Raw genomic sequence first — 19,333 nt, forward strand, 5'->3', positions numbered from 1 at the left:
ACGACAACGGGCGTTACGATGGTGGGAAACCTAGTCTAGTCCTAAGTAGTATGATTGTACGAAAATCGTTATAAAAAGTGATTTTTTTGTTAGATATTGTTTTCAAATGGTTGTGAATTGGAAGGATTGGATGAATGTCCAATCCTTTTTTGTTTTTCATGATATAATACAGGTAATTATTTTCGGAGGACAATGAAGAATGCCGTTAATTCAAATTCAAGATTTAACATATGAATACGATGACTTCAAACTGGGACCATTGAATCTCGAGATTGAGAAAGATCAGTGGATTTCAGTTATTGGACGGAACGGAAGCGGGAAAAGCACGCTAGCACGGTTGATTGACGGATTAATTGAAGCACAGTCAGGAACAGTTACTGTTGATGGACTTGAAGTCAATGAACAAAATGTATGGCAGATCCGCTCTCAGATTGGCGTTGTTTTTCAAAATCCTGATAATCAATTTGTGGGCGCTAATGTGGAAGATGATGTTGCCTTTGGATTGGAAAACCGGCAGCTCAGTCATGCTGAAATGGTCAAGCGGGTCAGTGAATCACTTGAGGCGGTCGGAATGACGGAATTTGCTAAGCATGAACCTTCAAGACTTTCAGGTGGACAAAAGCAACGGGTCGCAATTGCCGGAATTTTAGCAATCCGTCCGCAGATCATTATTTTAGACGAAGCAACCAGTATGCTTGATCCTGAAGGGCGGCGGGAGTTGATCCAACTAATTCGTCATCTTAAAGATCAATATCATTTTACGGTCATTGCGATTACACATGATATTGATGAGACGGTCTTTTCTGATCAAATCATTGTTCTTGATCAAGGGAAAATTCGGATGCAAGGTCGACCGGCTGATGTCTATCGAAATCGTGATCAGTTAATGGATTTAGGATTGGATTTACCATTTGTTGAAAAATTGAAGTTTAAACTTCAGGAGAATGGTTTAGCTGAATTAAAAGATGATGAAATATTAGACGAAAAAGAAATGGTAGCAAAATTATGGCAATTGAATTCAAACATGTAAGTTATACTTATCAAGCAGGAACTCCGTTTGAACAGCAGGCGCTTAATGACATTTCGGTTAAAATTGTGGATGGAAGTTTTACGGCGCTTGTTGGACATACTGGCAGCGGAAAATCAACGTTTATTCAGCATTTAAACGGGCTGCTTAAACCAACGGCGGGTGAAATTCATATTAATGATCAGCTGATCACGCCGCAAACGAAAAATAAAGAACTTGATGATTTACGTCACCAAGTCGGAATAATGTTTCAGTTTTCTGAAAATCAACTGTTTGAAGAAACGGTTTTGAAAGATATTGCATTTGCTCCGAAAAACTTTGGTAAGAGTGAATCAGAAGCTGAAGACCTTGCACGGGCAAAAGCAAAATTGGTCGGACTTGATGATCAATTGCTTGAACGGTCACCGTTTGAACTTTCAGGTGGGCAGATGCGCCGGGTTGCGCTTGCGGGAATTTTAGCAATGGAACCGCAGATTTTAGTATTGGATGAACCATTGATTGGCTTAGATCCAATCGGAAAACGAGAAACAATGCGAATTTTTAAGCAATTGCACGAAAGTGAAAAAATGACGATTCTCATTGTAACTCATAATATGGATGACGTTGCTGATTATGCTGATCAAGTAATTGCTCTTGAACGCGGGAAACTGATTGCCGCCCAAAGCAAGCAAGAATTTTTCAGTGATCCACAGTGGCTTTATCAGCATCACCTTGGATTACCTCGGGCAGCGGAGTTTGCAGCTCGCTTAATGCAAAAGGGAATGCAATGGGATGCTTTGCCGTTAAATGTTAATGAACTGGCTCAGCAATTAGTAACAAAGCTGAATTAATGTGATCAGGTAGGAGCGAAAGATGAGTAATATTATTCTTGGAAGGTATATTGATGGTGATTCTATAATTCACCGGATGGATTCGCGGGCGAAATTGATTCTCAGTTTGTACTTTATTGTGATTGTTTTCCTGTGTAATAACTGGCAAACATATGCTTTATTGGGAATTTTTACCCTTGGATGTGTCCTGCTTTCAAAAATCAAAATGAGTTTCTTTATCAAAGGAGTCCGGCCTTTGATCGGATTAATTTTGATCACAGTCCTGCTGCAGCTTTTCTTCACAAGCGGGGGAACTGTTTATTGGCAATGGGGGCCATTCAAACTGACGAGTTTTGGAATTATCAATTCGATTTATATTTTTTGTCGGATCGTTTTGATTGTGTTGATGTCAACGTTGCTGACAGTCACAACAACTCCGTTGGAAATTGCTGACGGCCTTGAATCCTTGATGGCGCCGTTACGGAAAATCAGGGTTCCCGTTGATGAAATTGCGCTGATGATTTCAATTGCATTAAGGTTTGTTCCGACCTTAATGGATGAAACGCAAAAAATTATTAATGCCCAACGTGCGCGGGGGGTAAACTTTGGTGAAGGGAACCTATTTAAGCAGGCTAAAATGCTGATTCCAATTTTAATTCCGTTATTTGTCAATTCAATCAAACGAGCTGAAGATTTGGCAGTTGCAATGGAAGCTCGCGGTTATCAAGGCGGACCGAACCGAACAAAGTATCGGCAACAACATTGGCATTTGGCCGATACGATTGGAATCGTTGTATTCTTAGCGTTGACAGGCGGACTAGTATTATTGAGAGGTTAAGATGACGAAGAGATATAAAATTACAATTGCATATGACGGGACGAATTTTGCCGGTTTTCAATCTCAGCCCCACCAACGAACAGTGCAATCAGTTCTTGAACGGGCTGTGAATAAGATGAGCAAAAAGGACGAGTTCATCCCGATTTTTGGTTCTGGCCGAACTGATTCCGGGGTCCATGCATTGGGACAAGTCGTTCATTTTGATTTCCCGCATGAAATGAGTGCCGATAGCATGTTGAAGGCATTGAACAGTATGTTGCCGTTAGACTGTGTTGTGGTTGATTGCGAAATTGTCCCGGATGATTTTCATGCTCGGTTCACAACCCATGGCAAACGGTATATGTATCGTGTTAGTCAAAGCTATTTTGTTGACCCGTTTAAACGTAATTATACGGGGCATTACAAATATCCAGTCAACCTTGAAAAAATTAAGGCTGCGTTGCCAGACGTGATTGGAACTCACGATTTTACAAGCTTTTGTGCATCTGGCAGCAACGTTAAAAGTCATGTGCGGACGATTTATGATGCGACAGTTCGGCGAGATGAAGTTCAGAATGAATTGATCTTTGAATTTGCAGGAAGCGGCTTTTTATATAATCAAGTTCGCATTATGGTTGCCACGCTGCTTGAAATTGGGCGGGGAAAACGACCGGTGCATGATTTTTTAAGGTTATACGAAGTCAAAGACCGGAATGAGGCACGGGAAACCGCTCCGGCTTCAGGATTATATTTAAAAGAAGTTTATTACGACTAAAAGATAAAATTTCCTTGAAATATTGACTAATAAAGGGATTAATCGTAATATAGTACTTGGTATTGTTTGCCCCACAATAGCCCCGTTAAAACTATTGTATGTCAAACAAGCATAAAAGATGGAGGAATTAACCGTGCGTACAACATATATTGCAAAACCAGGTGAAGTAGAACGTAAATGGTATGTCGTAGATGCTACAGATGTTCCTTTGGGACGTTTATCTACAGTCGTTGCTTCAGTTTTACGTGGTAAGAACAAACCACAATTTACACCAAACGTTGATACAGGTGACTTTGTGATTGTTATCAATGCTGATAAGGTGGCATTAACAGGTAAGAAAGCCGAAAAGAAAGTATACTACCACCACACATTGCATCCAGGTGGATTGAAGGCACGCACAGCTGGTGATTACCGTGAAAAAGATCCAGAAAAATTAATCGAATTATCAGTTCGCGGCATGCTTCCAAAGGGTACTTTAGGTAAGCAACAACTTAAGAAGTTGCATGTATACCGTGGTGCAGAACACAAGCATGAAGCACAACAACCAGAAGTATTAGACATCACAAACTTAATCTAGTAGGAGGAATTTTAAATTGGCTCAAGTACAATATCAAGGCACAGGCCGTCGTAAAAATTCCGTTGCTCGTGTTCGTTTAGTTCCTGGTTCAGGAAAAATCACGATGAACGGTAAACCAGCAGAAGAATACATTCCATTTGCAAACTTACGTGAAGTTATGATCGCTCCATTTAAGGTTACTGAAACAGAAGGTCAATACGATGTTTTAGTTAACGTTAATGGCGGTGGCTTCTCAGGTCAAGCCGGTGCAACTCGTCACGGAATTGCACGTGCTTTACTTCAAGTTGACCCAGACTTCCGTCCTGCATTAAAGAAGAGCGGTTTATTAACACGTGACGCTCGGATGAAGGAACGTCGGAAACCAGGTCTTAAGAAAGCTCGTAAGGCTTCACAATTCTCAAAGCGTTAATATTACTTCATATTATCGAACAAAGGTCATGGATTTTGTCCATGGCTTTTTTATTATATTTTTAATATTTAGTTAATTACGATTAATCAAGTGTTGAAAACTAGATTTTAGTTAAGATATAATTTTTACTAGTTAATTTTATGAATTTTTAATGAAGATATTAGAGGGAGATTTATATATGGATAATGAGGGCAAATCATTAACAGTAACCCAAGGTCAATCTTTACCAACTGCAACGACTGTTAAAGATGAAGACCTATTAAAGATTAAATCAAAATTAACGCCGGAACAGTTAGTTCAAGCACAAAACTATGCGGTAGCGTTAAAAGATTCACGGCAAAACGCAATTACCGATTACGGTAAGGAAGTTCAAGATAAAATGTCGCAATTTACTGACGAAGTGATTGGTAATGTCAAAAGCAAGGAAGTCGGTGAAATTGGCGATACCCTTCAAAGTTTAGTTACTAGCTTAAACAGTGCAGACCCCGAAAAGCTTTCCGGTGATAAGAAACCGAAAATTTTCCGGCTATTCAAAAAAATTAAGGATTCCGTTTTTGAAATGACGGCGAAGTATCAAGAAGTCAGTGCGCAAATCGGAAAAATCGCAACCAAACTTGAAAATCAAGAAAATGATTTGTTGAAAAATAACGATATGCTGGATGAAATGTATACAGCTAATCAAAAATATTTCCAACAATTAAATACCTTGATTGTCGGCGGTCAAATTCGGCGGGATGAATTGAATAAGGAAATGGCTGCGCTTCAAGCAAATGTGGATGCTGGCAATGCAGATCAAATGGATGTTCAAAACCTTCAAGATATGAAAGCGCAAGCTGATCGGTTAGATCACCGCTTATCAGATTTAATGCTGACGCGGGAAATTACGATTCAGCAAGCTCCTCAGATCCGGTTGATTCAAAATAATAACTCAGTTTTAAGTGAAAAGATTCACTCATCGATCACAACAGCAATTCCATTGTGGAAAAATCAGGTGGCAATTGCATTGTCATTGTTAAGTCAAAAAGATGCAGTTAAAGCACAAGATGCAGTCGCAAATACCACGAATGAATTATTGAAAAAGAATAGTGAAATGTTGCATGAATCAACGGTGGATGTCGCCAAAGCTTCACAACGCGGTTTAGTAGATGTCGATACGTTGAAAGAAACTCAAGAAAACTTAATCTCAACAATTCAAGAAGTAATGCAGATTCAAAGTGAAGGAACCCAAAAGCGCCAAGCAATTGAAGGTGAATTAGCGCAAATGGAAGACCATCTGAAAACCGCTTTGATTCCTTCTGATTCAAAGACGGAGCAATAAAGCGATGAAAAGAGAATATCAAAGTGTTGTTCATTATGAAAAGGAAAATAAATCGACTCTTGCGTTAGGAATTTCAATTTTTGTTTTTGTATTGGGATTAGTATCAGCATTAGTTGAAATGCAGATTAAATGGGTGGATAGCTATCAAGGATGGTATAGTCGATGCCTGGGTATATGTGTAATGATTACAGTCTTTTTTACAATTTGGGGGTTAGCTTGTTCATATAAGAAATCTCAGAACGCAATTGCTTTTGCAATTGATAGTAATGACCAAGGGGTTTGGATTAATTCGGGATGGCAAAGCCGGATGATTTATGTTCCCTTTTCAATGTTAGAAATTAAATTTACTCATGGAATGATAACTTTTAAATATCAAAAGGCATTTTTTTATAACAAAAAAAGTAAATTGAGAATGCGGTCACTAGGAAATGAAAGCCTGCGAGTAACTGCTGTTAATAGGAATGAGTTAAGAAATTTCGTTGCACAATTTAATCAATTAACAAGTCATGATAAAAATATCAAACTTCCTCAAAAAGCAAAAGCAACATCAGTATTGGTAAAATATGAACCAATGTTTGGAAAAGGTTTGTTATTTACCGGATTAATATTGATGCTTACTTTAATATGCGGTTTAGGATCAGGCAGCGGAAGTTCTGATGATTCTAATCATGATACATCAGACACGGGAACAAGAAGTACAGAATATATTAAATACAATGATTTAAAATTTAATAAGGTGTATGCTACTAAGAAATTTAATTTTGTAATAAATAAAGGGTATCGAGCTAAAACGGCACAAAATAAACAAGTTGTAATTTTTAATGTAACAGTATCAGCAAAAAATAAGTATGATTATCTTGATAAAGATGATTTTTATATTACAACTGATAAAGATATTATTTCAGATGGGACAGATTATGCTCATAACCCAATGAATTCAACGTTTATTATGGTTGGGGGCAAGGAAACTCCAGTTGTTAATCAGATGAATGATGATCAAAATTACTGTGATCCGGCATTTGAAAGTGAAGGTACTAATAAAAAAACAATGAACATTGTGTTTAATCTTTCAGAACCTAAGAAATCAAATTATTTTATTTATAGTGCATTTAATTTGGATTCTGAGCCTAATGATAAAGACGATGATCGACCATCTTATATTTTAAAATTTGATCCTCAAAAATTGGAGGCCTTACAGTAATGAAAAGGATATGTTATTTACTTTCAGCCGTTTTAATGATGTTTTTTTCAATTGGAAGTATCGACGCTACTGATGTAAGTAGTAGTCAAAGCCAAGTGAATAATAATGATATATATGCATTTCATCCGTTAAATAAAGTTAAATTTGGTGATGAAAGTATAGAGTTTAAGATTCTAGGATATCAATACCTTAAAGACCCGTTGCCATCATCAAACGATCACGCTCGCATTCTTCTAGTAAAATGTCAAATTAATACAGATGACTTAGATAGTGATGAGGCTAAGTATGCATATGTAAGCAACGATTTTTTAAAGGTTTACGATAATAACAGTGAAGCAACAAGAATAAATGTTGAATTTTCAAAAAAGCGTCTTCAACGGCCACCTTTTAATTATGTACGAGATTCGCTTTCACATATAAGTGAAAATAAAACGTATGAATTTGATATATGCAGTATCGTGTACCCTTATGATGATATTGAACTTAAATTTGCTCCAAATGATGGCTCTAATGGAGAAAAAATAAAGATTCACCAAGTTAAAAGTTCTAATGGAGTAGTTATGGATTCCCAAGATGTATTAGCAAACTATGGACAGGAGGGAAAATAAATGCGGCGCATGATTGACAATTTTCGACCGGTTCAAATTGGAACGGCATTAATTTTATTGATCCTTTCTTTTGTTTTAAACACAGATGGAGTAATTTTCCCCGTTTATATGGTGGCGGTTATAGGGAGTTTATTGTTTTTTAGTCCATTTGAATCATATATGATTGTAGGTCCAATATTAACAATTATCAGCACAATGATGGTTTTTGGTTCGCGAATAATCAAGGAAGGGGATGGTTTTTTAATCCTCACTTTTATGTTGACAATTTTTATCTTAATTATAGGAGGAACGATATGTTTCGCTCGCCGGCTTGTTATGATTCGAAAGCTCAGAAAATATCCCGGAATTGTTAACAGTTTATCAGATGACAAGCTGCATTTTAATGAAGAGAAGCTACGCGAATCGAAGCTTTCAGCTGAAGAACTTTCCTTTTTCAAAAATGAAATGCGGAAATACTATAAGAGTTATCAATATCTCCAATCCGTAAAAGACTTGATGGAACATAAAGTTGATTCGTACGATAAGGATTTAACAATGATCCATGCGATTTTCAATGAACTGATTGATTCACCACGGATGTTATTGAAAATGAATGAATTTTTATATTCGCATCTGAAAGACTATGTGGATAAGGTCAAAGCAATTGTGGATCTAGACGATAACGTGGTGGAATCGAATGAGGATAAACAGTTAATTGAAAATGCCAAAAATCAATTAGCCACGATTTCACATCAATTCCGGGATGATTTTATTCAGGTAACGGAAGATGAGCGGAATGCGTTAAAGGGGTAACGGAGCAAGTTGAAATGAAAAAAATTTATCAAAATGAAGTTTATTACAAGGAAAAAGAATTACGTAGAAATTCAAGAATGATTTGGGAAGTTTTCCAAAATACATCTTTTTGGATAATTGTAGTTGCTGGTATCCTTCTTTTAGGAGTTGCCCAATTTTTATGGAAGTTTATTAATGCCAGTCCAAATTGGCGAAGTGCAATTAATAATTCCTTCTTTATAGTAATTGTGGCTTTTATTGGATGGACAGTTTTTACGCTAATAAAGATACAAAAAAGTAGAATTGCTTTTGCATTTGACGAGGATTTTCGTGGAATTTGGTTAAATTCTTTTTTTGGCTTAAAAATGATTTACATTCCATTGTCAATGTTACGGATTTCGGTTTCAAGTGAAACGCTTAAAATTAAATACCAAAAAGCTTTTTACTTTAATGTTCAAAATAAAGTTCGAATTATTAATGGTGGAAGTAAGAAAGTTACTACTAGTCGGTTACAGAAGGATCAGTCAGAAGAATTTATTGATCGGTATAATGAATTGACAACTAACGATAATAAAGTCCAACTTGATGAAGTTGAAAAAGATTCTTTAAAACTTTCATCAAGTTTAATTGGATATATAGGAATTGCAGGTTTAGCATTAGTTGTGTATACTTCACCTTATTTTGGAAATAATAACCAAGATTCGGTTGCTAATTTTAGTTTAATTGGATCGAATAAGAGTACAAAATATGTAAAGTTTCAAAACCTTAAGTTAAATCATACTTATTCAACTAAGGCGATTGATTTTAAAGTTAATAAAGCATATAAGGCACATACTTTGAAAAATAAAGAGGTTGCTATTTTTAATGTCAGTGTTAATTATAAGAGAAGTGATATTTCATTAGATACAGATCCATTTATGGAATCTAATACCCTGAGTTTTATTGCTAATCGAAACGATGAGCTTGAAGAAGATAACTCTGATAGAACTCAAGATCCGTTGACATCAACCGTAATTAAGATCGATGGGCAATCAATGCCGGTTATCAATCAATTAAATACAGGAGAAAATGGATATTGCCTTTTTGGACCAAGGGATTCTAAGAGTGCAAATTATAATATTGTTTTTGATATTAAAGATACAAACAAGAGTAATTACCTTATATACAATGCTTTTGGACTTTATTGGAAGCCCGATAATAAAAATTCAGACTTTCCAATGTATGTATTGAGGTTTGATCCAAATAGATTAGAGGAAATTAAGTAATGAAAAAAGTAATTTTAGGAATGTTATCATTAATTTTGTTAATCATTACGTTAGCTGGAAAGCCGCTAAGTGCCTCAGATGACTTTTATAATAATCATCCTCTTAATGAAACTTTTAAAGATAACGATGGAATTGAATATAAGATTACAGGATATCAGTATGTGAAAAATCCTCGACCGTCAGGAAATAAACATGCTCGTTTTTTAATAATCCACTGTGAGGTTAATACAAATGGCTGGGATCAGAAAAAGCTTCAATATCAAGAAATTTCAACATCAAATATTAAAATTCTTGATAATAAAGGAGAAACTGAAACGAATTTGGTTGGAGACGCAATTTCAAAAGATAAATTAGCACAACCCCCATTTCAAAATGTTGAAAACGATAATGAAATAAATAATTTAAAGCCTAATCAAACATATAAATTTGATATATGCGGGGTTGTTTTTCCTTACGATTTAATAACACTTGATTTTAACAATGGAACCCGTTTTGTTGATATTCATCGACCAAAATCGAAAAATAAAATAACGTTGACTTCTGATGATTCATTAGCAACATATGCAAAGGAGGATGCAAAGTGAAGGATGTGATTAAGAACATTAGGCCCATTCGAATGATTGTTGCATTTGTTTTGTTTATTTTATTTTTTCTAACTTCTTCAGAAGGGAACTTTTTACCAGTTTACATGTTAACGGTGTTGATTAGTTTAATATTTTTCAGCATTTTTCAATCGTATTTTTTAATTGCACCGACATTAACAATTTTAGGAGTTTTGGCAACTTGTTTTCAGGAAATTCTTAAAAATCAGAATTATCAAAAGTCGTTATTAATGATCATTATATTGCTTGTAACAGGAGTTGTTATCGCAGGAATTAAATATTTTATTCAATTGCGACAACTTGGAAAATATTCAGAAATTGTTAATGGTTTTTCAAATGATAAACTTCATTTTAACGAAGAAAAATTACGGGCTTCGCATCTTTCAAATGATGAATTATCATTTTTTAAAACTGAAATGCGAAAATATTATAAAGATTACCAATATTTAGAATCTGTAAAGATTATCATGGAACATAAGTTAGAATCTTATGATAAGGATTTGGCAGTTATTCATGCCATTTTCAACGAACTGATTGATTCACCACGGATGTTATTGAAAATGAATGAATTTTTATACTCGCACTTAAAAGACTATGTGGATAAGGTCAAAGCAATTGTGGATCTAGACGATAACGTGGTGGAATCGAATGAGGATAAACAGTTAATTGAAAATGCCAAAAATCAATTAGCCACGATTTCACATCAATTCCGGGATGATTTTATTCAGGTAACGGAAGATGAGCGGAATGCGTTAAAGGGGTAACGGAATATGTAAGGTGGAAGATTGGTTGATATGATTCATCGAATCAATTGTTCCAGGAGCAGGGACTGTTGCAGATACGGAGCTGTAAGATTAATTGTATGAAGTATCATTTCAGATAAATTTATTGATAAGGAATAGGAAGATGAAAAAAACATTTTATTTTACTCTAACGTATTTTATATGTTTTGTATATTTGTTAATTGCTATTAAGTGTTATTTAACAGCATTTAATGCTATTAAATTATCAATGTTATTTGATGGTGAAGGAAAATATTTAGCTATTAAATATGGAATAACTTCACTTATTGCAACATGTTTAATGTCTCTCATCAAGAAAAAACATCTTTGGGAAATTCCTTTAATGATTATACTAACAGTAATTAATATATGGGGATTATCAGGGATGACTGCAGTAATTGGTAGTATCTTAAAATATTTGGGAATATATAATTTATTTATTTACCAAATACTGCTAGTTACAGGAATAGTATTTATTTTAAATTTTATATACGGAATACTATCAACGCATAATTTAAATAATTTTAAATTTATGACAGTATTCGGCGGAATTTGCTTAGTGCTAATATTAATAATGAATATGGCTAATGTAAAATATCGATTTTTACGTATTATTGTGGATGTTTTGATCTTAATATGGTTTTCATATGGTGTTGCGCAGGATAGTCAAAAAACACTTAAAGATTATGAAAAGATATCTAATAATACAGAGATGTGGTTATATGCCTTAGAAAATGCAGATTTTTTATGTAGTGATTTAATATTTGTATTTGGTCAATTAATGAACTTGGTGATTGATGAAGAAAAATAAATTAAGGGCGATACTACATATGAAGAAATTTTTACCTGTTGGAAGTGTAGTAAAAATAAAAGGATTAAATGAATTGATTTAAAAGATAATAAAATAAGGCTGTGACTTTTATGTCACAGCCTTATTATTTTTTCATTTAATCATCAATTCGCTCAACAACTTTATATTGTTTAGCGTTTTTAAGTTTCTCTTGTTTTTCTTCTTCAATTGCTGCTTCTTCATTAAAAACAATATAAGGTTTATCTTTTTCTTCCTTTACAACTAAGACGGGTTTTTTAACTTTTTCATGATAAATTTGGGCGGCTACATATGCCTTATTGTAATCAAAATCACTTGAAATTGATTGCCCGGGGTTGAAAAATACATCTTCACTCATAACTCATTGCTCCCTTCATCAAACCAATGCTTCCTCTTGTCTTTATCATAGCATATTAAGAAACCGATAACAAAGTTGATGAATCAATTAAAATGAATTAAAAAAGCGGTTGCAAAAAAGGTATAGTCCATTGTATAATTGGACTATACCAAACGAATGGACGAAAGGGAGTTATTTTGATGAAAGTTATTATTGTTAAGGATCAAAATGAAGGCGGAAAAGAAGCTCTCAAATTATACGAAAACGAAATGCAAAATGGAGCTAAAGTATTTGGCTTAGCTACTGGAAGTACGCCAATTACAACTTATGAAGAACTTGTTGCTAGCGATTTGGACTTTTCAGATTGTGTTTCAGTAAATTTGGATGAATATGTCGGATTAACGCCAGATAACGATCAAAGTTACCACTATTTTATGAATGAACATCTTTTTAAGTACAAGAAGTTTAAACACTCATATGTTCCGGACGGGACGAACATGGATGCTGCAGCTGAAACAGCACGGTATGACAAAATCATTGAAAAAAATCCAATTGATTTGCAATTGTTAGGACTCGGGCGGAATGGTCATATTGGGTTTAACGAACCAGGAACACCATTTGATTCAACAACGCATAAAATCAAGTTAACTCAATCAACGATCGATGCAAATTCTCGCTTCTTTAACCGCGAAGAAGATGTTCCGAAAGAAGCATATTCAATGGGAATTGGTTCGATTATGACAGCTAAGCATATTTTGTTAGAAGCATATGGTGACAAGAAGGCTGAAGCAATTCAAAAGATGGTTCAAGGGCCTGTTACAACGGATGTCCCGGCAAGCGTCTTGCAAAATCATCCAAACGTGACGGTCATCATTGATGAAGCTGCTGCAGCGTTGCTTGATCGGAGTAAATTAAATTAGTAAAAAGCTTTGAAAATTGGAAGAAGAATCTGGTTCACGGATTCTTCTTTTTTGTGTTCAAAATTTAACATGAATATCACTTTTATTTTATTTAAATGAATGCTATCTTAGAGGTTGTCATCGAGGTGATATTTATGAGTAAAAAAAGAACATTGATTGAGGTAATTGTTCTTTTATTAAGTGGATTAGTACTTTACTTCTTCACTTCGCATGATGCGTTTTTGTACAAGCAAGATATTGGACAGGTCATTAAGGTTGCCAATGCCAAGCCGGTTCAAACTGAAGACGCATACGAAAATAAGGACGAAACGACCGAGCAGTCATTAACCCTTAAAATTATTAACGGCTCACGCAAGGGGCAAACCATTCACTTGAAGAATCAATTCTCCAAGTCAGGCGCGTATGATCAGGAATACTTTAAGGGTCAACAGGTCTTCTTGAAGTTGCACCATGATGGCGGCAAGTTGACCGCTGTTATTTCGCACTATAAGCGGGATACATATTTAATTATGATGCTTTGGCTAGTTGTTGGATTGCTTTACCTCACAATGCATACAAAAGGATTAAGGGCACTGTTAAGTGTGGCAATTAACTTTGTGATTTTCTTGATTTTCGTTCAAATGGACGTTGATTTTGATTTTACGAACTTCTTCTGGTTGTTTGCAATCAGTGCGGTGTTATTTACAGGGTTGTCACTGATTCTTGTTATCGGGTGGAATAAGCAAACGCTGGTTTCATTCCTGTCAATTATAATTGGAACAACGATGGCAATGGCGATCGGAATTGGTATTTTGAATTTGACAGGAAATAACGGAATTCATTATGAAGCGCTTGATTACGCGACCCAGCAACCAGAACAACTTTTCCTGTCAGCAACGGTTATTGGGCTGTTAGGGGCAGTCCTGGATGCATCGACCGATATTGTTTCAACATTGTTTGAACTCAAACGGACGCAACCGAAAATTTCGGCTAAACAGCTGTTTAAATCAGGACAAGGGGTTGGCCACGCGATCATGGGACCGCTTATCAATGTTCTGTTAATGATTTTCTTTGCTGAAACATTTGCAATTGCTGTTCTTTACTTTAGAACAGGCAATACTTACGGTTACACCTTTGCATGGGCGATGGGGCTTGGCGTTGCTCAAGCGCTGATTAGTGGGATCGGAATTACCTTGGTGATTCCGACTGCCAGTTTCCTCTGTTCGCGTTTCTTAAGCGGAAGGAGGGCTGATTAATGCCGTCAATTTTAGCATTAACAATCGTATTAGCTGTTTTAATGATGATTTTTGGCGGAAAGCAAGGAACGTCATCGTTCTTTAGCGTTTTGCTGAACTTCGGAATTTTATTCGTAACTGTGATTTTAATTTCAAGTGGCTTTCCACCGTTATTAGTTTCGTTATTTGCTGGAATTTGTATTTTAGCAACAACAATTTACATGGGGAATAACGATGACCGTTCAACTAACATTGCGTTTGAAGCAACGATCATTGTCCTCGTTGTCATGATCATTATGATCGTTCCCATGGATCACTGGGCTCAGATCAAAGGCTTTTCAACGGAACAGTCAGATGAAATTGAAGCATTCAACCTGTTGATTGGAATCAATTTTGAAAAATTGGCGATCTCAACGGCGATTTTAAGTACATTGGGGGCCATTTCAGAAGCAGCGATTGCAATCTCAAGCGGGTTGCAAGAAATTATTGATCAAAACCCTGATATTACCAAGAAAAAGCTTTATCAAAGCGGAAGCAATATTGGCTCGCAAATTATGGGAATGACTTTTAACACGTTATTCTTTGGAATGTTTGGAAGTGACTTGGCGCTGTTTGTTCTGCTGGCGAAGGTTCATGCTGGAATAGGATACTGTATCAACGCGAAGATTTTTGTTTCCGAATGTATGCTCGTATTGTATTCCGCTGTCGCTGTTATTTGTGTCATTGTGATCACCACATTCTTGATGGCTCGGCGGCTTGAAAAGCAGCAGAAAGCAGCGGCTAAGGCTAAGAAACAAGAATCAAATTAAACAACGGATCCTAAAAAGGCTGTCATATTTATGACAGCCTTTTTTGGATTGCTATTAAATTAAAATACCATTACAATGGTCGATTTCATGTTGAATAACTTCAGCAAATAAATCATTGAAAGTTTGAGTTTGCCATTTAAATTGTTCGTCTTGAAATTTAACCTTTATATGAGTAAACCGTTGAGTAGGACGAACTCCGTCAAGCGATAAACACCCTTCAGTTGTTGAATATGGAGTATCTTGAGTGATGATTTGTGGATTGATCATCATTACTGGAAGTTTCCCTAATCCCAGAACAATAATCCGTTTCTGGATACCAATCATATTCGCAGCCAGTCCGGCAGCTTGATCAGCATTGGCAATAAAAGTATCTTTTAAATCTTGGATTGCTTGAATATCAGCTGAAGTTGCCGGCGATGATGGTTGTGATAACAAGTGCGGATCATGAATAATTTTTTTAATCATATTGAACTCCTAGTGTTTGCTTTTGAATAAAGTTGCAAGTTTAGCAGCCGTTTCTTCATCAATTGAATCTGCAAAATTGCCAACTTCATTATTTTCTTGTTTCTGCGTTTCGGCATTGATTTGAGCTTGTTCTTTGACGGCTTCAACAACCTTTTTTTCAGCCGTTTCAATGGGATTGATTGGTAATGTTCCCCCAGCTGAATCGGCATGGCCGCCGCCGTTGAAATATTTGGTCGCAAATTCAGCTACGTCAAGTTTGCCATTGCTCCGAAGTGATACACTATGAGCATCGATCACCAAGGCGGCATCAACATCATGTTGTTGAAGCAGGGCGTGAGCAATTTCTGATTTAAAGTCGCTTGCATAAACTACTCCAAATGAGTGGTCATCAATCGAAAATTCAATAACGTTTTTTAAATGTTTATCAAGATAACGTTGACGGCGACCGTTTAAAGTATTGATCAATAGGGTATTTTGATTTCGATACTGTTCCCATCCCATTTGATAAACAGTGCTAACAAACGATTCTGATTGGCTCAGAGGGTAAAACCAAAAAAGCTGATTTAATTCATCTGCGGCTTTGCGTTCAGCAGTGCACATATTGGGATCATTTTGCCAATCCCAGGTGTCATATGCGCGAATGAGTTCAACAATTGTTTGTAATTCCTGCTGGCGCGCCGTTGAAACATTAGCAAAATTGACCTGTTTGCTGACCCAGTCCCACACTAAGCTGACCGCACTTGGATTAATTGCCGGATTAGAAGGAAGAATACAGTTGCTGGCGTATTGCTTTCGGAGTTCTTCCTCACTTTCATGGTGATCAAAAATTAACCAGTGGTTAGCAAAGTGCTGTTCAAGTTGCTGAAATGAATAATCATTATCAGGAGTCATGTCCATAATATAAATGTCACTATATTTTTGGATATCAGGTTGTCGGAAAAAATGTTCAAGTTTTTGATCAAGTTTTCCGGCAGAGCATGTCGTTAAATCAAACGTCACATTACTAAATAATTCAGGCTGAAGCGCTTTTAGAAGTAACGGAGCTCCAAATCCATCCAAATCATTATGGGAGATTAATTTAATGTACTGTTGCTTTTTCAATCTTATTCCTCGAATTTCTAATTTACTAATCTAAAATCATGCTAATTATAGCATAAACCGGCTCTGCTAGTTTGACGATTATTGCTAATTTGGGTATCATACTTAAAAGGAGAATAGGCTGAATTTAAGGACGGGATCGGGATTTGATAAAGAAAAAAGTTCAGTATTTTACTGAATTTAATCAAGATTTAGTTGAAAATGCTGATCAAAGTTATCGGCTTAGCGATAACTATCAATGGATTCGAACAGATTGGAGATTTAAGGCTATAGCTTCTAGTGTATCGGTATTGGCGAAGGTTTTTGGATATGGGTTTTGCAAATTTTTTTTAAAACAACGATTTGTAAACTTAGATATCCTGAAGCCTTACCGAAACCAGGGCTATTTTATTTATGCTAATCACACACAACCAGTTGGTGATGTTTTTTTGCCAATGTTAGCTGGAGGTGCACGCCGGTATTATGCGATTTGCGCTCAGGCAAATTTAGGTGTTCCGGTAGTGGGGCCGCTTTTACCATATGGTGGCGCATTACCGATACCAAGTGATATTCATCAATTACCAAAGCTTATTGAAGCAGTTGATTATCATATTAATCGAGGCGATTTTATCACGATTTATCCAGAAGCACATGTATGGCCGTATTATTCAAAAATTCGTCCGTTTTCAGAAGCTGCCTTTCATTTTCCGGTTACAGTAAATGCTCCAACATTTACAATGACGAATACATATCAAGTTGCTAAATGGGGAAGACGTCCGCAAATGGTTACTTATATTGATGGTCCTTTTTATCCTGATAAAACTTTAGCACGAAAAGCGCGTCAACAAAAATTAATGCATGATGTTGAAGTGATGATGAAGAAAAGGGCAATGTTAAGCAATGTTGAGTATATTAAGTATGTGAAACGAAAGGAAAAGTGACAATAACGGGATGAATCTTTTATATTGCGGTGATCAAAATATTCAGGATGGATTGCTGATTTCAATTTTGTCACTGCTGAAACATGTATCTGAAGAACTTCATATTTACATCATGACAATGGACCTTCATACTGTAAAAAAGGATTACCATGCAATTTCTGAACAGGCAATTGTATTTCTTAATCAGGTGGTTCAACGGCAAAATTCGGCAAGTTTCGTAAAGCGGTTTGATTGTACATCAATGTTTACTAATCAATTGCCGCGTAAAAATATGGAAACGCGGTTTACTCCATATGCAATGCTGCGGTTATTTGCCGATCAACTTGATTTGCCTGAACGATTGTTATATTTAGACAGTGACGTAGTTTGTCACCGGGATCCAACGGAATTTTATTATCAAGACCTTAAGAACGTTGAGTTAGTTGGCGTACTTGATTACTACGGAAGATGGTTTTTTCATCATAGCCTCACCCATTTGGATTATATCAATTCAGGGGTTTTACTACTTAATATGAAAAAAATCCACCAAACAGGATTATTTGAACGAGCTCGCAAACGCTGTGAAAATCACTGGATGTTTATGCCAGACCAATCGGCCCTCAATAAATTGGCTGAAAAAAAACGGATCGTTCCACGAAAATATAATGAACAGCATAAACTTCATGCAGATACTGTCTTTCAGCATTTCACAACAAGCTTTAAATTTTTCCCATTGTTCAAGATCCAAACAATCAAACCATGGGAAGTTAATCAGGTTCATCAAGTTTTGGGAATTCACGCATATGATGATATTTTAAATGAATATCAACAGCTTGTCCCCGAGTTGACAAAGAGTGAATAAATCATAAGGTTATTCGCTAACGAAATTTGGATAAGGAGAATGAATTAGAAATGTTAATTTTTCCAAATCGGGATCAAGTAATTGAAAATATCAAGCAAAATGTTAAGGACGGAAACTTCAACAAGAAGGTTGAAGTTGATGATCCGCAAATGACAAATCAACAACGGCTTGAGTTAATTAGTAAATACTTTGATCGCCGAAAAACCTTTTTTGGAAAGGTTGAAAATATAATTGCACGAACAATTTATCGGGCAGTTACCTGGGCTGAAAATACTAAGACGGAAATTGTTGGTTGGGAAAACCTTAAGGGCCTTGATCCTCATAAAGGAGCGGTAATTACCAGCAATCACTTTAACCCGTTGGAAAATACGATTATTCGCAAGATGACGCAAAAGCTTCATAAAAGATTGTATATCGTAAGCCAAGATACTAATTTTGGAATGAAAGGTTTAGTGGGTTTTTTGCTGAATAATGTTGACATTATTCCATTAAATACGAGCATTGAGTATTTAGGACGAACTTTTCCCAAATTAATAAAGCAAACAATCAATGCTGGAAATTATATTTTAATTTATCCTGAAGAAGAAATGTGGTTTAATTATCGAAAACCGCGTCCATTTAAACGCGGGACATATTATTATGCGGCTCAGGCAGGAGCTCCAATTATTTCTTGCTTTGTTGAGCTTCATGATCTTGAAAGCTTTGAACCCAACGCTAAAGGAAAAATTCATCGAGTAAAAGCTAAATTGCATATTCTACCGGTGATTTATCCTGATCCACACCAATCAGCCCGTGAAAATAGTATCTGTATGATGCAACAGGATTATGAGCAAAAGAAAGCAGCGTATGAAAAAGCATATGGAAAGAAATTAACATATGATTTTCATCCAGAAGATATTGCCGGATGGGTTGGACCTCAAGATAAAAAATAAAGGAGTA

The 19,333-nt window shown here is 35.9% G+C and carries 23 protein-coding genes; 20 read left to right on the plus strand and 3 right to left on the minus strand.

Annotated features, from left to right (window positions below; translation table 11 throughout):
• The first annotated feature begins 199 nt into the window (after positions 1-199).
• The 14 genes from FC64_RS01505 (at position 200) to FC64_RS01570 (ending at position 11,772) form a co-directional block, all read left to right on the plus strand.
• Positions 200-1,030, plus strand: coding sequence for an energy-coupling factor transporter ATPase (locus tag FC64_RS01505; RefSeq protein WP_057906217.1), 831 nt, complete (start codon positions 200-202; stop codon positions 1,028-1,030).
• The gene (locus FC64_RS01510; protein WP_057906218.1) at positions 1,006-1,857 is read left to right on the plus strand and encodes an energy-coupling factor transporter ATPase; all 852 of its coding nucleotides are present in this window, start codon (positions 1,006-1,008) and stop codon (positions 1,855-1,857) included. Before FC64_RS01505 ends, FC64_RS01510 begins: the two co-directional genes overlap by 25 nt.
• 22 nt (positions 1,858-1,879) lie before the next feature.
• Positions 1,880-2,674 (plus strand): energy-coupling factor transporter transmembrane component T family protein, encoded by a 795-nt coding sequence (locus FC64_RS01515; protein WP_057906219.1) that lies wholly within the window; start codon positions 1,880-1,882, stop codon positions 2,672-2,674.
• Position 2,675: 1 nt separating this feature from the next.
• The gene (truA, locus tag FC64_RS01520) at positions 2,676-3,428 is read left to right on the plus strand and encodes a tRNA pseudouridine(38-40) synthase TruA (RefSeq protein WP_057906220.1); all 753 of its coding nucleotides are present in this window, start codon (positions 2,676-2,678) and stop codon (positions 3,426-3,428) included.
• Positions 3,429-3,561: 133 nt separating this feature from the next.
• Positions 3,562-4,005 (plus strand): 50S ribosomal protein L13, encoded by a 444-nt coding sequence (gene rplM / locus FC64_RS01525; RefSeq protein WP_057826657.1) that lies wholly within the window; start codon positions 3,562-3,564, stop codon positions 4,003-4,005.
• Positions 4,006-4,021: 16 nt separating this feature from the next.
• Positions 4,022-4,414, plus strand: a complete 393-nt coding sequence (rpsI, locus tag FC64_RS01530) for a 30S ribosomal protein S9 (RefSeq protein ID WP_057826658.1) — start codon at positions 4,022-4,024, stop codon at positions 4,412-4,414.
• Positions 4,415-4,592: 178 nt separating this feature from the next.
• Positions 4,593-5,732 (plus strand): toxic anion resistance protein, encoded by a 1,140-nt coding sequence (locus FC64_RS01535; protein ID WP_057906221.1) that lies wholly within the window; start codon positions 4,593-4,595, stop codon positions 5,730-5,732.
• 4 nt (positions 5,733-5,736) lie between these two features.
• Positions 5,737-6,933: a hypothetical protein gene (locus FC64_RS01540; RefSeq protein ID WP_057906222.1), complete on the plus strand. Its 1,197-nt coding sequence runs from the start codon at positions 5,737-5,739 to the stop codon at positions 6,931-6,933.
• A complete protein-coding gene (locus FC64_RS01545; protein ID WP_057906223.1) occupies positions 6,933-7,541 on the plus strand; it encodes a hypothetical protein in 609 nt (202 codons plus the stop codon). The genes FC64_RS01540 and FC64_RS01545 overlap by 1 nt, the downstream gene beginning before the upstream one ends.
• Complete coding sequence (locus FC64_RS01550; RefSeq protein WP_057906224.1) at positions 7,542-8,333, plus strand: 5-bromo-4-chloroindolyl phosphate hydrolysis family protein; 792 nt, start codon at positions 7,542-7,544, stop codon at positions 8,331-8,333.
• Positions 8,334-8,347: 14 nt separating this feature from the next.
• Positions 8,348-9,577, plus strand: a complete 1,230-nt coding sequence (locus FC64_RS01555; protein ID WP_057906225.1) for a hypothetical protein — start codon at positions 8,348-8,350, stop codon at positions 9,575-9,577.
• Positions 9,577-10,161 carry a hypothetical protein gene (locus FC64_RS01560; protein WP_057906226.1) on the plus strand — a complete coding sequence of 195 codons (585 nt, stop codon included), beginning with the start codon at positions 9,577-9,579 and terminating at the stop codon, positions 10,159-10,161. The genes FC64_RS01555 and FC64_RS01560 overlap by 1 nt, the downstream gene beginning before the upstream one ends.
• Positions 10,158-10,943: a 5-bromo-4-chloroindolyl phosphate hydrolysis family protein gene (locus tag FC64_RS01565; protein WP_057906227.1), complete on the plus strand. Its 786-nt coding sequence runs from the start codon at positions 10,158-10,160 to the stop codon at positions 10,941-10,943. Before FC64_RS01560 ends, FC64_RS01565 begins: the two co-directional genes overlap by 4 nt.
• 142 nt (positions 10,944-11,085) lie before the next feature.
• On the plus strand, positions 11,086-11,772 hold the full coding sequence (locus FC64_RS01570) for a hypothetical protein (RefSeq protein ID WP_057906228.1): 687 nt from the start codon (positions 11,086-11,088) through the stop codon (positions 11,770-11,772).
• A 136-nt stretch (positions 11,773-11,908) separates the two neighbouring features.
• Here the strand turns inward: FC64_RS01570 and FC64_RS01575 are convergent, their stop codons facing one another.
• Positions 11,909-12,148 carry a hypothetical protein gene (locus FC64_RS01575; RefSeq protein ID WP_057906229.1) on the minus strand — a complete coding sequence of 80 codons (240 nt, stop codon included), beginning with the start codon at positions 12,146-12,148 and terminating at the stop codon, positions 11,909-11,911.
• Between the two features lie 179 nt (positions 12,149-12,327).
• Here FC64_RS01575 and nagB point away from each other — a divergent pair, with 179 nt between their 5' ends.
• The 3 genes from nagB (at position 12,328) to FC64_RS01590 (ending at position 15,070) form a co-directional block, all read left to right on the plus strand.
• Positions 12,328-13,047, plus strand: a complete 720-nt coding sequence (gene nagB / locus FC64_RS01580) for a glucosamine-6-phosphate deaminase (RefSeq protein ID WP_057906230.1) — start codon at positions 12,328-12,330, stop codon at positions 13,045-13,047.
• Between the two features lie 134 nt (positions 13,048-13,181).
• Complete coding sequence (locus tag FC64_RS01585) at positions 13,182-14,282, plus strand: YibE/F family protein (RefSeq protein ID WP_057906231.1); 1,101 nt, start codon at positions 13,182-13,184, stop codon at positions 14,280-14,282.
• Positions 14,282-15,070, plus strand: coding sequence for a YibE/F family protein (locus FC64_RS01590; protein WP_057906232.1), 789 nt, complete (start codon positions 14,282-14,284; stop codon positions 15,068-15,070). Before FC64_RS01585 ends, FC64_RS01590 begins: the two co-directional genes overlap by 1 nt.
• 54 nt (positions 15,071-15,124) lie before the next feature.
• Here the strand turns inward: FC64_RS01590 and FC64_RS01595 are convergent, their stop codons facing one another.
• Positions 15,125-15,535 (minus strand): peptide deformylase, encoded by a 411-nt coding sequence (locus FC64_RS01595; RefSeq protein WP_057906233.1) that lies wholly within the window; start codon positions 15,533-15,535, stop codon positions 15,125-15,127.
• A 9-nt stretch (positions 15,536-15,544) separates the two neighbouring features.
• The gene (locus FC64_RS01600; RefSeq protein WP_057906234.1) at positions 15,545-16,636 is read right to left on the minus strand and encodes a DHHA1 domain-containing protein; all 1,092 of its coding nucleotides are present in this window, start codon (positions 16,634-16,636) and stop codon (positions 15,545-15,547) included.
• Between the two features lie 143 nt (positions 16,637-16,779).
• Here FC64_RS01600 and FC64_RS01605 point away from each other — a divergent pair, with 143 nt between their 5' ends.
• Genes FC64_RS01605 through FC64_RS01615 form a run of 3 tightly spaced genes read left to right on the plus strand, consistent with a single transcriptional unit; the run spans position 16,780 to position 19,326 of the window.
• On the plus strand, positions 16,780-17,553 hold the full coding sequence (locus FC64_RS01605) for a 1-acyl-sn-glycerol-3-phosphate acyltransferase (protein ID WP_057906235.1): 774 nt from the start codon (positions 16,780-16,782) through the stop codon (positions 17,551-17,553).
• Positions 17,554-17,563: 10 nt separating this feature from the next.
• Positions 17,564-18,394, plus strand: a complete 831-nt coding sequence (locus FC64_RS01610; RefSeq protein ID WP_057906236.1) for a glycosyltransferase — start codon at positions 17,564-17,566, stop codon at positions 18,392-18,394.
• A gap of 50 nt (positions 18,395-18,444) precedes the next feature.
• Complete coding sequence (locus FC64_RS01615; RefSeq protein ID WP_057906237.1) at positions 18,445-19,326, plus strand: lysophospholipid acyltransferase family protein; 882 nt, start codon at positions 18,445-18,447, stop codon at positions 19,324-19,326.
• The last annotated feature ends 7 nt before the right edge of the window (positions 19,327-19,333 follow it).

The sequence above is a fragment of the Ligilactobacillus araffinosus DSM 20653 genome (assembly GCF_001435375.1).
Lineage (GTDB): Bacteria > Bacillota > Bacilli > Lactobacillales > Lactobacillaceae > Ligilactobacillus > Ligilactobacillus araffinosus.

What these genes read in the sequence shown, in the direction of transcription:
- FC64_RS01545 (WP_057906223.1), top strand. Translation starts at nt 6,933, where the DNA reads ATGAAAAGGATATGTTATTTACTTTCAGCCGTTTTAATGATGTTTTTT.
- FC64_RS01505 (WP_057906217.1), top strand. Translation starts at nt 200, where the DNA reads ATGCCGTTAATTCAAATTCAAGATTTAACATATGAATACGATGACTTC.
- truA (WP_057906220.1), top strand. Translation starts at nt 2,676, where the DNA reads ATGACGAAGAGATATAAAATTACAATTGCATATGACGGGACGAATTTT.
- FC64_RS01550 (WP_057906224.1), top strand. Translation starts at nt 7,542, where the DNA reads ATGCGGCGCATGATTGACAATTTTCGACCGGTTCAAATTGGAACGGCA.
- FC64_RS01610 (WP_057906236.1), top strand. Translation starts at nt 17,564, where the DNA reads ATGAATCTTTTATATTGCGGTGATCAAAATATTCAGGATGGATTGCTG.
- FC64_RS01575 (WP_057906229.1), bottom strand. Translation starts at nt 12,148, where the DNA reads ATGAGTGAAGATGTATTTTTCAACCCCGGGCAATCAATTTCAAGTGAT.
- FC64_RS01590 (WP_057906232.1), top strand. Translation starts at nt 14,282, where the DNA reads ATGCCGTCAATTTTAGCATTAACAATCGTATTAGCTGTTTTAATGATG.
- FC64_RS01540 (WP_057906222.1), top strand. Translation starts at nt 5,737, where the DNA reads ATGAAAAGAGAATATCAAAGTGTTGTTCATTATGAAAAGGAAAATAAA.
- FC64_RS01570 (WP_057906228.1), top strand. Translation starts at nt 11,086, where the DNA reads ATGAAAAAAACATTTTATTTTACTCTAACGTATTTTATATGTTTTGTA.
- FC64_RS01595 (WP_057906233.1), bottom strand. Translation starts at nt 15,535, where the DNA reads ATGATTAAAAAAATTATTCATGATCCGCACTTGTTATCACAACCATCA.
- FC64_RS01585 (WP_057906231.1), top strand. Translation starts at nt 13,182, where the DNA reads ATGAGTAAAAAAAGAACATTGATTGAGGTAATTGTTCTTTTATTAAGT.
- FC64_RS01560 (WP_057906226.1), top strand. Translation starts at nt 9,577, where the DNA reads ATGAAAAAAGTAATTTTAGGAATGTTATCATTAATTTTGTTAATCATT.
- FC64_RS01515 (WP_057906219.1), top strand. Translation starts at nt 1,880, where the DNA reads ATGAGTAATATTATTCTTGGAAGGTATATTGATGGTGATTCTATAATT.
- FC64_RS01510 (WP_057906218.1), top strand. Translation starts at nt 1,006, where the DNA reads ATGGCAATTGAATTCAAACATGTAAGTTATACTTATCAAGCAGGAACT.
- FC64_RS01615 (WP_057906237.1), top strand. Translation starts at nt 18,445, where the DNA reads ATGTTAATTTTTCCAAATCGGGATCAAGTAATTGAAAATATCAAGCAA.
- FC64_RS01535 (WP_057906221.1), top strand. Translation starts at nt 4,593, where the DNA reads ATGGATAATGAGGGCAAATCATTAACAGTAACCCAAGGTCAATCTTTA.
- nagB (WP_057906230.1), top strand. Translation starts at nt 12,328, where the DNA reads ATGAAAGTTATTATTGTTAAGGATCAAAATGAAGGCGGAAAAGAAGCT.
- FC64_RS01555 (WP_057906225.1), top strand. Translation starts at nt 8,348, where the DNA reads ATGAAAAAAATTTATCAAAATGAAGTTTATTACAAGGAAAAAGAATTA.